The 16,972-nt window shown below is 38.8% G+C and carries 8 protein-coding genes; 5 read left to right on the forward strand and 3 right to left on the reverse strand.

Going from position 1 to position 16,972, the window contains the following annotated elements:
• Window positions 1-135 precede the first annotated feature (135 nt).
• The 3 genes from J8Z28_RS06785 (at window position 136) to J8Z28_RS06795 (ending at window position 7,321) form a co-directional block, all read left to right on the forward strand.
• Window positions 136-2,484 carry a DNA polymerase II gene (locus J8Z28_RS06785; protein ID WP_055021495.1) on the forward strand — a complete coding sequence of 783 codons (2,349 nt, stop codon included), beginning with the start codon at window positions 136-138 and terminating at the stop codon, window positions 2,482-2,484.
• 255 nt (window positions 2,485-2,739) lie between these two features.
• The gene (locus tag J8Z28_RS06790) at window positions 2,740-5,598 is read left to right on the forward strand and encodes a TonB-dependent receptor domain-containing protein (protein WP_250660127.1); all 2,859 of its coding nucleotides are present in this window, start codon (window positions 2,740-2,742) and stop codon (window positions 5,596-5,598) included.
• Between the two features lie 76 nt (window positions 5,599-5,674).
• Entirely contained in the window at window positions 5,675-7,321 is a 1,647-nt protein-coding gene (locus tag J8Z28_RS06795) for a tetratricopeptide repeat-containing sulfotransferase family protein (protein WP_250660128.1), read from the forward strand.
• Between the two features lie 40 nt (window positions 7,322-7,361).
• Here J8Z28_RS06795 and J8Z28_RS06800 read toward each other — a convergent pair whose 3' ends face one another.
• The 3 genes from J8Z28_RS06800 to J8Z28_RS06810 form a co-directional block, all read right to left on the reverse strand.
• Window positions 7,362-9,152 (reverse strand): 2OG-Fe(II) oxygenase family protein, encoded by a 1,791-nt coding sequence (locus tag J8Z28_RS06800; RefSeq protein WP_250660129.1) that lies wholly within the window; start codon window positions 9,150-9,152, stop codon window positions 7,362-7,364.
• Between the two features lie 53 nt (window positions 9,153-9,205).
• Window positions 9,206-10,351, reverse strand: coding sequence for a DUF547 domain-containing protein (locus tag J8Z28_RS06805; protein WP_055021499.1), 1,146 nt, complete (start codon window positions 10,349-10,351; stop codon window positions 9,206-9,208).
• Between the two features lie 68 nt (window positions 10,352-10,419).
• Complete coding sequence (locus tag J8Z28_RS06810; protein ID WP_055021500.1) at window positions 10,420-11,595, reverse strand: DUF547 domain-containing protein; 1,176 nt, start codon at window positions 11,593-11,595, stop codon at window positions 10,420-10,422.
• A gap of 641 nt (window positions 11,596-12,236) precedes the next feature.
• Between J8Z28_RS06810 and J8Z28_RS06815 the strand changes: the two genes are divergently transcribed.
• Complete coding sequence (locus J8Z28_RS06815; RefSeq protein WP_055021501.1) at window positions 12,237-14,900, forward strand: TonB-dependent receptor; 2,664 nt, start codon at window positions 12,237-12,239, stop codon at window positions 14,898-14,900.
• Window positions 14,901-15,015: 115 nt separating this feature from the next.
• A complete protein-coding gene (locus tag J8Z28_RS06820) occupies window positions 15,016-16,956 on the forward strand; it encodes a S9 family peptidase (protein WP_054564039.1) in 1,941 nt (646 codons plus the stop codon).
• The last annotated feature ends 16 nt before the right edge of the window (window positions 16,957-16,972 follow it).

The raw sequence follows: 16,972 nt of genomic DNA on the forward strand, positions 1-16,972 counted from the left end.
AGTATGTATATAATTACAGTAATGAATTTTAGAGATTTAACTGGGCAACTACAAGCGACTTGTTACTTTAATTAGTTAATCAACTTAGCTTTGTTTAACTAATATGCCTAAATTATAGTAAAAAGGTTTAATTACATGCAGTTAGCCTCCGGCTTTATTCTTTCCACGCAATGCTATGATAGCGCTAAGGGCATTTCGATTGTGGTGTGGATTTTATCTAAGCAAGGGCCTGTAAAACTAATAAGCACACCGCAAAAAGCAGTGTTCTTTATTAATGAATCTCAAATAGACGCTGCGAATAGAGTGTTTTCAGAGCATGGTATTTTTTGTGAAATTAAACCTGTGGCACTGAAGAGCTTTATGCAACAAGAAGTAGTTTCTTGTTACTTTTCATCATTAAAGCACTATTACAATGCAGCGAAACGACTCAAAGCGCAGCATATAAAAGTATATGAGGATGATATTCGCCCTGTTGATAGATTTTTAATGGAACGTTTCATTAAAGGGTCAGTTTGGGCTCAGGGAATACAAATAAAAAGCCATCCATATCCTGTTTTAACAGATACTAAGTTCAAAAAAAATAACGATTTTACGCCACATTTTTCAAGTTTGTCGCTCGATATAGAATGTAATGGTGAAGGAGTGCTATTTTCAATAGGTCTAGTAGGGGCACACATAGATACAGTGTTGATGGTAGGCCAGCCACAAGATACCAGTGAACTTGAATTTAACCTTCATTGGTGTGTGGATGAAATTGATTTACTCAATCAGCTTTGTTTACACATTGAAACTGTCGACCCTGATGTGATCATTGGTTGGAATGTGATTGAATTTGACTTTAGTGTTTTACATGCCCGCGCTGAAGCACTCGGTGTCGAATTACCGCTTGGCCGCAATAAAGAAAAAATGCAGCTGCGGCAAGGTAATTTTACCCGTATTACAATACCTGGCCGAGTAGTTGTAGATGGTATTGATACCCTAAAAAACGCCACCTATCACTACGATAGTTTTAGCCTTGCTAATGTAGCGAGTATTGAACTTGGTGAAGAGAAGCTGATTAGCACAGATAATCGCTTAGAAGAAATTATTCGCCAGTTTAATGAAGACAAACTGTCTCTTGCTAATTACAACAGACAAGATTGCATGTTAGTGCTGCGAATTTTTGAGAAACTTAAGTTACTCGATTTTGCTGTTGTGAGAAGCCAACTCACCGGACTTGAATTAGAACGAATGGGTGGCTCAGTTGCCGCCTTCACTAACCTTTATCTGCCGCTACTACATAGAAGTGGCTATGTAGCCCCTAATTTAGGCGATCATGGCTTAAGTTTTGACAGCCCAGGTGGTTATGTCATGTCATCGCAGCCTGGCCTATATAAGAATATCTTAGTGCTTGACTACAAAAGCCTTTATCCATCAATAATGCGCACATTTTGTATAGACCCTCTGGGACTAATTGAAGGTTTAAAAAAGCCAGATGACGCAATCGAAGGTTTTAACCAAGCACAGTTTTCACGTACTGAGCACCATTTGCCTGAGCTTATTCGTGAACTTGCAGCAACAAGACAAATAGCCAAAGATAAAAACCAGCCTATGCTCTCGCAGGCAATTAAAATCATTATGAATAGTTTATACGGTGTACTTGGCTCTAAAGGTTGTCGTTTTTATGACCCGAGATTGTCGAGCTCAATTACTTTACGTGGCCATGAAATAATGCAAACAACTAAGCAATGGATAGAAGAGTGGGGCTATAACGTCATTTATGGTGATACAGATTCAACCTTTGTTAAGCTTGATGATGATCTAAATTCACTAAACTGTAATGAAATCGGTACGAAACTGGCAGATAAAATTAACAAACGCTGGCAGCAGGTTTTGCAGCAAGATTATAAAATAGACAGTTTTTTAGAAATTGAGTACGAAACCCACTATAGCCCATTTTTTATGCCCACAATTAGAGGCAAAACAATGGGTTCAAAAAAGCGTTATGTAGGAAAAGTCGAAAATAATGGCGCTTCAAAATTAGTCTTCAAAGGTATGGAAACCGTAAGAAGTGATTGGACAGAACTTGCTCATGAATTTCAGACGGAATTATTTGAAATATTATTTTCTGAAAATTACAGACAAGAATTTATTTTTCAAGCCTTTGATAGGTATGTTAAAAAACTTTATGCAGGTGAATTCGATTCTAAGCTAACCTATCGCAAGCGACTGGGTCAGCATCTCACTGATTATCAAAAAAACATCCCTCCTCATGTAAAAGCAGCGAAACAGCATTTAGCTGACAATCCCCACCTAACGTTTCAACGTGGTCAAATAATTGAATATGTTTACACCGCTAACGGCGCTGAGTACTACACAGGTAAACATAAATATGATTATGGCATTTATGTTAATAAACAATTGTTGCCAATAGCTGAGATGATTGTTGTTGATTTGGGTACTAAAATTTCATCTCTAAGTGACCGTCAGATACAGCTTTTTTAGAAAAATTAACATTTTTTTGACTCTTTGTTGCGATGAATGATTGTTCAGCTCAGTTTAAACGCTTATTTGTGTGTTTTTTGTTCATAAAATAAGAAAAAGTAAACTTTTTGCTGCTTCATTAAAAAATTATAAATAAAGGGCTGGATATTTTGTTTTATTTGTTTATTATTTGTTTGTCGCAGTCCTGATGCGATACAAATAATAAACAAGCTTATGCTAAATATAGCCACAATATAGTGGTCCAGGGAGAATCAAATGTTAAATAATAAAGTTTCAAAAGCAGTTCGCTTAGCGCTTGCTTTTGGTACAGCTTCAACAGCTGCGTTTTCTGTAAACTCTTATGCTGCCGAAGAAGAAGCAGTAGAAAAAGTTGAACGTATTGAAGTTACAGGTTCACGTATCAAACGTACTGATATTGAAACTGCAAGCCCAGTACAAGTTACAACAGCTGAAGAAATTGAAGTAGCTGGTTTCACTCGTGTTGAAGACATGATGAACAGCTTGCCTCAACTTGAAGCTTCAAGCACTGCATTCCAATCAAATGGTGCTTCTGGTACTGCTACTCTTGATTTACGTGGTATGGGTTCACAACGTACCCTAGTACTTATCAACGGTCGTCGTATGCAAGCAGGTGGTATCTACAGCCAATCTGCTGATATCAACCAAATTCCAGCTGCACTTATCAAACGCGTTGACGTTATGACAGGTGGTGGTTCATCAACTTACGGTGCTGACGCGGTAGCGGGTGTTGTAAACTTCGTGATGGACGATCAGTTCGAAGGTTTCGAAGTAAACCTTGGTTCAACAGCTTATCAACACGATAATGACAACGAGTACATCCAAGGTTTAATGGATGATAAAGGTTTCGAATACGAAAGTGGTAACACTGGTTTTGACGGTTCATCGTTTGATTTCTCTGCTACTTTAGGTGGTTCATTCGATAGCGGTAAAGGTCATGCTGTAGGTTACTTCACTTACAACAAACAAAATGAATTACGCCAAGGTTCACGTGATTACTCGTCATGTGCATTATCTTCTACTGGTACATCTTGTGGTGGTTCTGGTAACGCGGTAGTTCCTAACTTCTACATCGCTGGCGTAACAGACGACGGTGGTTTCGATTGGGATGATTACGATTACTGGACACTTGGTACAGATAGCAGCTTCATTCCTTCAAGCGGTAACTTATATAACTACGCACCAGTAAACCACTTCATGCGTCCGGATGAGCGTCACACGTTAGGTTTATTTGCTAACTATGAAGTTAATGATAACTTCCACCCATTCATTGAAGCTATGTTCATGCGTGACCGTACTTCTGCTCAAATCGCAGAATCAGGTACGTTCTTCAATGAAAACTATGTTATCGATTATGATAGCCCGCTTCTTACAGATGCACAGCGTCAAAACCTAACTGACCGTTTCGGTCTAACTTCTGGTGACCAATTTGCAACTTACATCGGTAAGCGTAACGTTGAAGGTGGTCCTCGTGTTAACCAACTTGAGCACAGCTCATTCCGCCTAGTATTAGGTAGTAAAGGTGAAGTCAGTGACCTTTGGTCATATGAAGCGTTCATGCAATATGGTTCAACTTCTTCATCTTCTGCATACGAAAATGACTTCTTCGGTCCACGTATCAGTACTGCGCTTTCTGCAAATGGTGAAGATTGTGCGGCAACTGACGGCTGTATTCCTTACGAAGTATTCACTTACCAAGGTGTTTCTGCTGAAGCAGCTGGCACACTAACTGGTACTGCAATCCTTAACGGTGTTACAGAGCAATTCATCGTAAGTGGTTTCGTAACAGGTGAATTTGAGTTTGGTCTTCCTTCTTCAGATTACCCACTTGCTGCAGTATTTGGTGCTGAATACCGTGAAGAAACATTCGGCCGTACGGCGGATGAAGTTTACGCGCAAGGTCTATTACTTGGTCAAGGTGGTCCTACTAAGAGCCTTAACGGTGAGTACGATGTAACTGAATTCTTCGGTGAGTTAAGTGTTCCTATCGTTGAAGGTATCACAGGTGTTGAAAGTCTATTAATTGACTTAGGTTATCGTTGGTCTGATTACAGCACTTCAGGTTCAGAGCCTACTTATAAAGTAGCAATGAACTGGGACGTAACTGAGAACTGGAAAATCCGTTCAAGCTACAACCGTGCTGTTCGTTCTGCAAACAACGGTGAGCTATTCGCTCAACAAAGCCAAGGCTTATGGGGTGGTGTAGATCCATGTGCGACTGCAACTCCAGAGCTTAGTCAAGCAGCTTGTGCTAACACAGGTGTAACAGCGTCACAATACGGTAATGTTGGTAAGAGCCCTGCAGATCAGTACAACGGTTTCTTCGGTGGTAACCCAGAGCTTCGCCCTGAAATCGCAGATACAATCACTTTAGGTGTTGTTGGTAACCCATTTGAAGACTTTAACTTCTCAATCGATTACTGGGATATCGACCTTGAAGATGCAATCGGTGCAATTGACCCTGAGTTAATCGTTCGTCAGTGTGGTCTTACAGGCGATGCACAATTCTGTGACAAGATTGAACGTACACCTGGTAGCGGCAGCTTATGGGTTGGTTCTGGTCAAGTTGTAGCAACAAACACTAACTTAGGTAACATTCACTTTGAAGGTATCGACTTAAGTGCTAACTACGACATGGAAATTGGCGGTGGTACACTTTCTACAAGCCTAATCGGTACTTACATGATGACTAAAGAATATGAAGATATTCCAGGTGTAAGTAAACCGTATGACTGTGTTGATACACTAGACAATGGCTGTTTCCCACAACCAGAATGGCGTCATGTTCTAACTGCAAGCTATGACACTGGTAGCTGGTGGAAAGCAACTGCTAAATGGCGTTTCTTCAGTGGTGTTAACGACTACACTGGTGCTGATGAACTAGTTCAAGACGGTATCAGCTCACAAAGCTATCTTGACCTTAAAGGTTCATTCACTATCAATGACTACACTCGTGTACTTGTTGGTGTGAACAACGTATTAGATAGAGAGCCACCACTAGTTGGCGGTACATTATCTACAAATGGTAACGCAGTTGCTGGTTACTACGACACATTAGGTCGTTACTTCCACGCAAGCGTTTCATTAAAATTCTAATTTGAATTAATTAATGTATGATAAAGCGAGCTTCGGCTCGCTTTTTTTATGGGGAAGCATTTATTATGGGGAAACAATGACATCAGAACAACACGCGTTTACCCAAGCTGTTGCTTTACTTCAGCAAGGTAAAGTTAGCCAAGGGGTTGAGTTATTAAAACCGTTAACACATAACAATGAGTTTGCTGAAAAAGCGTTACAGATCCTTTTCAAAGTTGCTATGCAGCAACAAGATACTGAAACAGCCATTGCCTATTGCCAAAAACTGGTATCGATAGCTCCAAAAAAGTTTGATTATGTACTGACCTTAGTACAATTAAGTATAAGTTGTGGTGAGTTCAAAATTGCGAAAAACGCGCTGTTACCTTTATACACAGCAAATCCGCAGCAAGCTGATATTTGCTTTCAGCTAGGAAAAATAGAAAGAAAGCTTGATAACCACGATTCAGCGATGCGCTTCTTTGAACAAGCTCTAACATTATCTGAGCAGTTTAAAGCACCCGCTTTAATAGAAATTGCTTTTATGCATAATGAGCAATTACATCAACCTGATGATGCCGTACATTACTTACAACAAGCGATTGGTCATGATCAAAATAATCTTCAAGCTCACTTTTCATTGGCAAATATTTACGAACAGCTTGGTGATAAAGAGAAAGCGAAAAAAGGCTTTCAACAGGTTTTAAAAATAGATGCATTTAACGCGATGGCACAAGCAAGGCTGGCTGACATCGAGACATTTTCTGAACAAGATGCGACTAACTACGAACAAGCATGCCTAGCTATATTACAACGAGAGTCAGATGATATTGCCTGTGCTGATCTTTATTATGCACTTGGTAAAGTATTTAATGATTGTAAAAACTATCAGAAAGCTTGGTATTATTATGTAAAGGCTAATCAATACAATAAAAAGTATTTACCAGTTTATGATCGCCAGTCTATTGAAGCGGTAACCGACTACACCTTAGCGCGTAATATTGCTCTGCAAGAAGCGAATAGCTCAATAACACCCATTATAATTTGCGGTATGTTTCGTTCTGGCTCAACACTGATTGAACAAATTATCAGTTCTAACGAGCAAATAGCAGCAGGTGGTGAGATTGCCTATTTACATTCATCGTTATTCAATTTAATTAGTGATGAAAAGGCGCTTGCAAATAAGGCTAAAGATCCTGAGTTTATAAATGGTTATAACGAGCAACTAACTCTTCGAGCCGAAGGTGCTATTTACGTTACAGATAAACGCCCAGAAAATTACCTTTACTTAGATATTATCAAGCAGCTCTATCCAAAAGCTAAGATTATCTGGACAGAGCGAGATATTAAAGACAATAGCTTGTCAGCTTTTTTCCAGCATTTGGGTCCAAGCTTAAACTATGCTGTATCCCTAGGTGATACTCTACACCACTATGAGCAGCAGCAACGTATTAAGTCACATTGGCAGTCGTGTTTCAGTAATGATATTTTTACCCTGAATTACGATCAGCTCGTTTGCTCACCCGAGCAGATTTTAGAACAGCTGTTTAGCTTTCTAGGGCTTGAATATACTGATGAAGCCCAGCGATTTCACAATAAATCTGGCACTGTAAGTACAGCGAGTGTATGGCAGGTTAGAAAGCCACTTTATAAGTCATCCTCAGGACGATTTGCAAATTACCTTGAACACATACAGGCCGATGAAAAATCCTACCAAGATGCCAAAGCGCTGTTAAATAAGTAATTGGTAATAAAAAAGACCATCATTTAGATGGTCTTTTTTATTATTTTAAGGGCATGATATCACATGGAATAGTTAGCCGAGGGCTAGTACTTTTTAGTTGGTATGTACCATGCCAAATATAGCTTGGAAATATAATAATTTGACCTTCCTCAGGGCATATTTCACGAGCTATAGACTCACGCTCACCTAAGTTAAGACTGGTTTCTCCTAGCTTAAGCCAGCCATTTTTAGTTTCATCATCTTTACTCATCTCATTAGGAATAGAAATATAGCTCGGCGCTGATAACCAACCTTGAGGGTGGATATGATTAGCATGAAAACCGCCTTCTTCTAGTTTCACCGACCAACTACCTCTGGCAACAAAGCGTTTATGATTACGCGCTAATAGAGGGTGGTTAGCATCCTCTGGCAGCTGCATCAGGTATTGATTAATGCATTCATTCATAGATGACTTAAATAAATCAATAAGTTGGTTTGAACGGTGTAACAAGTGACCTTGTGTTTGGCTGCCACTGCGCACACTTTGATCTAATGGTTGTAGTTTATTTGTGTGAAGGCTGATCATTAGCTCCTGCAACTGCTTATTAAAATCAGCAAAGGTCTTAAAACCAGGCGGAGCAGGCAGCTCCATCACTTTAACGAATTTGTCTAGGTCAGTTAACCAGTGATATTTATCATTATTTGATAGTCGCCAAGCAATACTTAAATATGCCCAAAGCTCTTGGTTGTGAGGGTTAAATTTTACTGCGGTTTCTAAATGAGAGATCGCTGAGCTGTAATCGCCTTGTTGTATGTAAAAGTTTGCTAAATCAATACAGTAACGAGCATTTTGTGGGGCTGCTTTAACGAGTTGCTGAAGGAGTGAAAATGCTTTTTCTTCGTCACCTGTTCTATCTAGAATTATACTGTGTGCATGATGTAAATCTAAATTTTGTGGATGGTTTCGTGTTGCATCACTGCTTACTAATAATGCTTCTTCCAGCTTATCTAGTTGCAGTAGTTGGCCAATTTGAGAGTGGATCAGAACAGGGTTTGCATCATAATTTTTGAAAGTTTGAGCATATGAACTCATTAATTGGCTCTGCGAGTGTTCCCAGTAGAGCTTGTTAAGGCTTTCATGCGCTGGTACATAGTTAGGAGCAAGTTCTAAGCATGCCTTAAGGTGAGCTTGTGCTTGTTCATATTGCTGTAAATCATAGTATGTACAACCAACTATGTAATGCAACTCGGGACTTGGTTGCTGTTTTAAAAGCATTTGCAAAAGCGCTAAGGCCTCGGCAAATTGACCTAAATTTCGATAATTACAAGCATGTTTATAAACGAAATGAAATTGCTCCTTTAATTGATCTGGCAATTTTGTTTGAAAATACTCTTCGATACGTTGTAAGTCACCAAAGCGCTCGAAAAGTTCTAAAGTGAGCCAATGGTAACGAACGAATGTGTTCTGCGAGGGTGATGTTTTGCTCAATAAATGTTCGGATTTTAATAATTCATCTTGATTAATTAGGCTTTCAATGTAATTAAGTCGTGGCTTTTCGAGTGATAAAGAAGCTGTGTTATATTCACAAAACTGAATACACTCTGCATACTTTTTTTGTTTACAAAGTAAATTGGTGTAGTTGTCTAAAAGGCCAACATGATTACTAAATTGGCTAAGGCCTTGTAAATAGCACTGCTCAGCTTCTATGGTTTTGTTTACAGCTGATAAACATAAGCTATTTAATGTATACCAATCAGCGGTTTTATTTGTATGTAAAGAAAGGAGTTGTAATGCCTGCACATATTGTTGTTGATTGAATGCGTGCAAAGCTCTTTGCAATGAATTATTCACTCGTACACCCTGTTTTTGCTTTATGTTAACAGGGCGTACAGTAAAGTAAAATATTACTCTTGATTTACATCAAGGTCTTTGATTTCTACAGTGCCTTTAATGCGTTCTCTTTGTTTATAAAGCTTACGAATTTTCTTCCAAACTTGTGGTGGGTATCGACCAAATTGAGCTAGCCGCTTCGTTAAGGGATCGGTGATATAGCTTCCGTCTGCTGCACGATATCCATATGTCATTCCCCCTATACCTTCTAGGGGAGCCCTGTTAATAGCAGAAGAGGCGCCATAGGCTCTATGCGTGCGATATAAATCCACGATATGCCAATCATCTATTGTAAGCTTAAACCCTTTAGATGACTCTACAGCATCTTTTAAAGAGCCATTAGTATAGTGTTCAATATGAGACTTTAAATCTTGCTCAAAGTCGTCAAACAAGGCTTCTGTTTGCTGGTAGTAGACGGATAGGTAAAGTCTATCTTTCCCTTTAATTTGCATACCTCGGTTAGAATTAACAAATTCCTCACCATTGTCTGCTAGTTGGTAATACACTTTGCTTCCTACATAGGCCTCTGGGCGAAGATTTGGGCTGCCGATATTCCCTTGATGAAAGCCGTACATTACAATCGGTTTACTTTTGCCAAACTTTTTAAAGACAATGTTGTGTTGTATGTCATTCAAAGACAGGCTATGTCCCATAACAGTAATAAATTCCTCATCAAGTAATGAATTATCACCAAATAATAAATCTTCAGTACTGAAGATAGGGTAGTGCTCAATGAGTTTCTCTAATAATGCTGTGGTATATAAATTTAGCCAGTAAGCAAGTTGCTCAGATAAAACGAGCTCATTAAGTGGGATTTGTTCAGGAACTTGTTCAAGGCTCAGACGTATTTTTTTAAAACCAGTTTTCAGGTCTGCCTTTACAACTTCTTCATAATAAAAACGATTTGCTTCTAAAGCTGTATCGTTATTTTTGTGTGCTCTCGTACGTGTGCCAATGCCTGATTGGCCTTTTCGAAAGCCTCGGTCTGAGCGGCCTAAGTCAATAACCGTGATTTTAAGTAACTGATCTAAATCACCATAAGATATTGTTAAATCACTATCTAAGCCGAAATCGGCAAATTCCTCAGGTAGAGTGTCTAGTTTTGCTGACGAGTGTGCAGTAAAGAAAATTGCGGTTATTAATAAGAGTGGTTTAAGCATAGCGAACTCCCTGTTCAGAAAAAGCCACCCGTCACATTCTTTTGACGAGCGGCCTTTTAGTTTTAATTTTAATTGTTTGAATCAAGATCTTTAATCTCAACAGAGCCACTGTTGTCTTGGCGCTTTAAGTTAAGTTTTTTGATTTTCTCTAACATTTCAGGAGAAAAACGACCAAAATCCATGGTGCGCATCATAATTGAATCTGTAATATGACTCACATTAACCGCTCCAATACCCGAGCCACTACCTTCAGGACCGATTGGTACAGCTGAGTTGCTTACAACAGCATTAAGCATTGCTGCAGGGTTAGTTGATGTAGATCCGCCATAGTCACGGTCGGTACCATATAAATCAGTAATACTCCAATCTTCGATATCAACTTTGAAGCGTTTGGCGTATTTAACATCGCTTTTCATTTGACCTTCAGCGTAGTCTTCTAAGTGCTCACGTAAGTCACTTTCGAAATCTGAAAATAAAGACTCAGCTTGCTCATAATATTTAGATACATAAAGGCGATTTTTACGCTTAATTTGCATGCCTCTATTTGAGTTTACAAATTCCTCTCCATTTTCAACAAGTTGATGGTAAACTTTGCTACCTTTATACGCTTCATCTCGAAGGTTTGGGCTACCAATGTTACCTTGATAAAAGCCATACATAACTATCGGCTTTTTTTTACCAAATTTTTCAAAAACAATTTTATGTTGAATATCATTGAGTGAAAGTTTGTAACCGGCAACGGTTAAAAACTCATCTTCTAGAATCGAATCATCACCAAATAGAAGGTCTTCTGTATCGCGAATAGGGTAGTGCTCAATTAATTTTTCTACCATGGCTGTGTTATATAGGTTAAGCCAGTAAGCTAACTGCTCGTCTAGGCTTAAATCATTCAGCGACACTTCGCTAGGTACCTTCTCCAAGCTAACTCTAATTTTGTGAAAGCCATCCTTTATCTCTGATTTAGAAACACCTTCGAAGAAAAAGCGATTGGCCTCAAGCGCAGTGTCGTTGTTTTTGTGTGATTTCATGCGCGTGCCAATGGAGGATTGAGATTTACGAGAACTTCGGTCCGACTTTCCCATGTCAATTACTGTCATTTCAAGTAAGTTATCAAGGTCCTCATACGAAATTTTAATATCTCGATTAAGGCTAAAGTCTGAAAATTCTTCCGGTAGTTCATTTATTTTTGCATACGATGAAAGTGAGCAAAAAGTAAATGCAATTAGTAATAATTGTTTAAACATGATTTTTCCTTGTTGTTTTAACAATCTTACTATCAGTGATTGTTACAATTTTTTCAAGTTTATATGTACCGAATTTGTTCTGTCTTTACTTGTTTATCTTAAGAAAATATAAGGGGTTTAAATGTTTTTCTAAACTTTCCCTTAGTTGTTGCTAGTTAATAGAATGTTCATTCTATTAACTTTTGCATCATTAAGTCCATTTCTTCTACGTGTTAACCATTTTGACCATGATTGTTGTGGATTAATCTTAACTGTAAGGTCTTAAAATTTTATTTTTTTATTTTTAAAGATAAAAAATGCCATTTAACAGTACTGAGTTTTATTGCGCAAATTGCAACTATTGGCAGGTTTTGCTTTAGTACCCATATTAATACTAAAAAGTTAAATTCTTTTTGACCTTTGTAACCTGTTGTAAATGTTGCTGTGTCTATTGTATTTAAAGGGGTTTGAAGGTGTTAATTATGTTTTATTATTTTGGTTAGTGTTTTATTTATTGTTAAAAATTGAACTTTTGAGTTAGCGAAGTGTTGACCTTTAAGAGTGGCGATTATTATTATCAAAGCTCAAAATTACTGCCTAATATGCATTTTTTTTGAATAACTATAAATATTCCATGAATAACATGGTCCAGGGAGAATCAAATGTTAAATAATAAAGTTTCAAAAGCTGTTCGCTTAGCGGTCGCTTTTGGCGCAGCTTCTACAGCTGCATTTTCTGCAAGCACATTTGCTGCAGATGAAGAAAACGCAGAAAAAGTTGAACGTATCCAGGTTACTGGTTCACGTATCAAGCAGGTAGATCTAGAGAATAGCTCTCCAGTTACTGTTTTATCAGCGGCAGAAATCAGCCTTTCAGGTGAGCCTACAGTTGCTGACGTTTTAAATAACCTTGCTTCTAACTCTTTCGGTTCTTGGAAAGGTGTATCTGGTTATGGTGCTGGTGGTGCAGCTTCTTCTAACATTAACTTACGTGGCCTTGGCTCTGACGCGACACTTGTATTATTAGACGGTCGTCGTATGCCTGGTACAAGTTCATCTTCTGGTTCATCGGCTGATACATCAATCATTCCAATGGCTGTTGTTGAGCGTGTTGAAATCCTTCGCGATGGTGCATCAGCTGTTTATGGTTCATCTGCTGTTGCTGGTGTAATCAACATCATTACTAAGAAAGACTTTGATGGCGTAAGCGTTAAATACGATTACGAAGTACCTAAAGTTGAAGGTGGCGAAAGCAAAACTTTCTCAATTACTTCAGGTTACACATCTGAAAAAGGTAACATCATCTTCACGTATGAAAACTCACGTGACAATGCAATCTTCGACAAAGAAATTTGGGCGATGGATGATCCTACGTACGGTGCGTACAGCGGTTATAGCCATGTTCCAAACTACCGAATCGGTGGTGCAGGTAGCTATATCTCTAACCCTGAGCTTTGTGACCAAACAGCTGACGTAGTAAATGCTATGGATGAGAACGGCGTTGGTGGTTGTTTATATAACTACGGTAACGTTACAAAATTCTATCCAGACGTAGAAAACAACTCATTCTTAACTAACTTTAACTATGAATTGACTGACAACATTCGCCTAGTTGGTCGTGCTATGGCAAGTTTCAACGAAACAAACTCACGTTACGCAGGTACGCCGGTATCTACAGGTGCAGTTTGGATGGATGCTGACAACCAATATAACCCTGAAGATGAAGATATCCGTCTTTACATGCGTTCAGTGCCAATTGGTAACCGTGACACAAAAACAGAAGTTGTAACTACAGACATCGTATTAGGTCTTGAAGGCTTCACTGATATCGGTAATGGTTTTGATTGGGAAATCAACTACCAAAACAGCATCTCTAAAACAAATGTTTTTGGTAGCAACCTAGTTAATGACGTAATGTTACAAAGCGCAATTGACTCTGGTGAATATGATATTCTTAACACTACAGGCATGAGTTACGAAGAGTGGAATACTCAACTTACAGACTTATACCAATATGCAGCGCATACAGGTACTTATGAAGGTCGTTACGAAAGCCAACAAATTGATGGTTTAGTGTCTACTACATTCGTTGATAACGGTGATTTCGTTATTGCTGGTGTTGTTGGTGCTGAATTTGAAGAAATTGATTTCACTCAAGTATCTGACCCTGAGTCTGCAAATGGTTTCATCTCAGGCGGTTCAGGCGGCGATGACGTATATGCAACTCGTGACCGTACTGCTGCATACATGGAAATTCAAGCAAGCTTACCTTACGAAATTGATGTAACTGTTGCTGGTCGTTATGAGAAATACGAACAGTCAGGTATGACTAACCTTGGTGAAAAGAGCACTACATTTGATAAGGTTGTTCCAAAAGTAGGTGTTACTTGGCGCCCAACTGACACATTATTAATCCGTGGTTCTTGGGGTGAGTCTTTCCGTGCTCCTAACATGGGCGAAATGTTCCAGTCTTATGCATTAAGCTTCCCAACTGTTCGTGATACAGCATGGTGTGATGCTAACCCTGGTCAATCATTAGAAGGTTATTGTTCTGACGCTGGTGAGCAAGTAGCGACATGGTTCGGTGGTAATGCAAACCTTACTGAAGAAACGGGTGACTCTACGACGCTTGGTTTCGTATGGGATATCGTTGATGGCTTAGCAGTAGAATTAACTTACTACGATATCAGCTACGAAAACCGTATCGATGACGTAAGCACAACTGAACTTCTACGTATTGAACAGGAAGAAGGTGGTTTAGGTTCTACACCAGATGCTATCGACCGTGCTAATGGTACTGGCCAAATTGATTACATCTACACAGGATATATCAATAAAGCATCACTACAAACGTCTGGTTTCGATTTCTCAACTCGCTACAAGCATGAAACTAGCTTCGGTGACTTTGGCGTAATGCTAAACGTTTCAAAAGTTATGGAATTTGAAGAGAAAGCAGACAAAGATGCAGAACCGTTTGATTATGCTGGTCTTCAAGATTACCCAGATTGGAAAGCTGATTTAGGTGTTAGCTATTCTTATGAAGATTACAGTGCTTCTTGGACTATGTTCTACGTAGGCGCTCAAGAGTCAGGTAACGAAGAGTGGGGTGTTGATTACCTTGCTGACGTTCCTTCATACTTCAAGCATAATGCTCAGTTCACATACACTGCACCAACAAATACTAAAATTTCTGTAGGTGTTAACAACGTATTTGATAAGAAAGCACCTTCTTGGTATGACGGCTTCCGTGATTACCGTGATTCAAGCTGGTCATTATACGATCAAACAGGTCGTTCAATGTACCTTCGTTTAGAACAAAAATTCTAAGCTAAAATAATTAGTATAAGCTCTTAAAACCCTGCTACAGCAGGGTTTTTTTATGCAAAGTACTAAGTTATAAATAACCCAAACATTTATCGTCATAATTAAAGGGAATATTAAAATGAAAATAATATGGTTTTTACTTTTGAGTAGTTTGCTCAGTTTATCTATGAGTGTCGGCTCCAAAACGCAAGACATCCCAATTGAGGACTTCTTTAAAACACCTAAATTTTCTAATTTGCAACTTTCTCCAAATGGTAAGTACCTTGCGGTTTTATCGCCAATTAACGAGCGTAGAAATATTGTTGTAATGGAAGTTGATGGTTTTAAAAATGCGAGGCCAATAACAAAGTTTGATGAGCAAGATATCAATAGTTTCTCTTGGGCGAATAATGATGACATTATTTTTACACTAGACAGTAATGGTAATGAAGCATTCAGTATTTATACAATTGATGCCCATAAGAAACGTGCAAAGGTCGTGCAGTTAGTCGGATCAAAAGTTGGCGCATCAGGTATCCGCTCTGCATCAGTTGTGCATTTATTACCAGATGATCCGAAGCATATTCTGGTGCAATATAATGGCCGAAACATTGTTGCTCCAGATTTATATAAACTGCCAATCGACAGCCGTTGGGATCGTAAACACGAACGTAATTACAAGATGGACTTACTTGCAAAGAACCCTGGTAACGTTCAGGGGTGGATGCTTGATCATGATGGTGAGGTACGTGGCGCTTTAACGATTGAAGGTTTAAAAGGTACTTTACTATATAAAGGAAAAGGCGAAGAAAAATTCAGAGTATTACGAGAGTACAATGCCGAAGAGGCAAATATTGAACCTTTGGCATTTGATTTCGATAATAAAAGGTTGTTCGTCGCTTCTGATTTAGGTCGTGATACCAAAGCTGTTTTTTATTTCGATCCAGAAACGAATAAGTTAGGCGAACAAATTTTTGCCCATGATAACGTTGATGTTACATCGCTTAGCTTTTCGAGAAAGCGTAAAAAGCTTACTTCAATTAGTTTTTATGACAAATACCCTGAAGAAGTATACTTCGATGAACAGACTGCAAAAATGATGACCTCATTAAAGCAGGCATTTCCCGATAAAGTTGTGACAATTACTAGTCGCTCTGATGATGAAGTGCTCAATATTGTCTATGCAGCGAGTGACACTGATCCCGGCCAATATTATTTATTCAATAAAAATGACAATAGCTTAAAAGCATTATTAAGCCCAATGTCATGGATAGATCCTAAAGCGATGTCGCCGATGCAGCCTATCGAATTCAAAAGTAGAGATGGTTTAACATTAAATGGTTATATCACAATTCCTAAAAACTCGTCGGGTAAACAGCTACCTCTTATCGTAAATCCACATGGTGGTCCCTTTGGAATTCGAGATTATTGGGGATTCAATCCTGAAGCCCAGTTTTTTGCAAGTAGAGGCTATGCCACAGTCCAAGTTAACTTTAGGGGGTCTGGCGGTTATGGTCGCAAATTCCAGCAAGCGGGCTATGGTGGTAAATGGGGCGCTGAAATGCAAAATGATATTACAGATACCGTTAAATATTTGGTTTCAGAAGGTATCGCAGATGCGAATAAGGTCTGTATTTATGGCGCGAGTTACGGTGGCTATGCCACAGTAGCAGGCCTTGCGTTTACACCTGAACTTTATAAATGCGGAATAGATTACGTTGGCGTAACAGATGTGTCTTTATTATTTGATACATTACCAAAGCATTGGGAGTCACAACGTGAAGTGCTTGAAATGCAGATTGGTGATCCATCTGATGAAGCCCTAATGAAACGAATGTCACCGTTGCAACATGTTGATAAAATTAAAGCGCCACTAATGATAGTGCAAGGTGCGAAAGACCCGCGTGTAGTTAAGCAACACGCAACTGATTTACGCGATGCACTGGCAAAAAAAGGAGTAATTTTGTCAGATGATGAATGGATAATGAAAGAAAATGAAGGTCATGGCTTTCAGAAGCAAGAAAATAAAGTTGAGCTTTACACAAAAATGGAAAAGTTTTTGGCTAGATATTTGAAATAATAAATTATCAAAAAAA

It is taken from the genome of Pseudoalteromonas sp. SCSIO 43088 (assembly GCF_023650795.1).
GTDB classification, from domain to species: Bacteria; Pseudomonadota; Gammaproteobacteria; order Enterobacterales; family Alteromonadaceae; genus Pseudoalteromonas; species Pseudoalteromonas shioyasakiensis.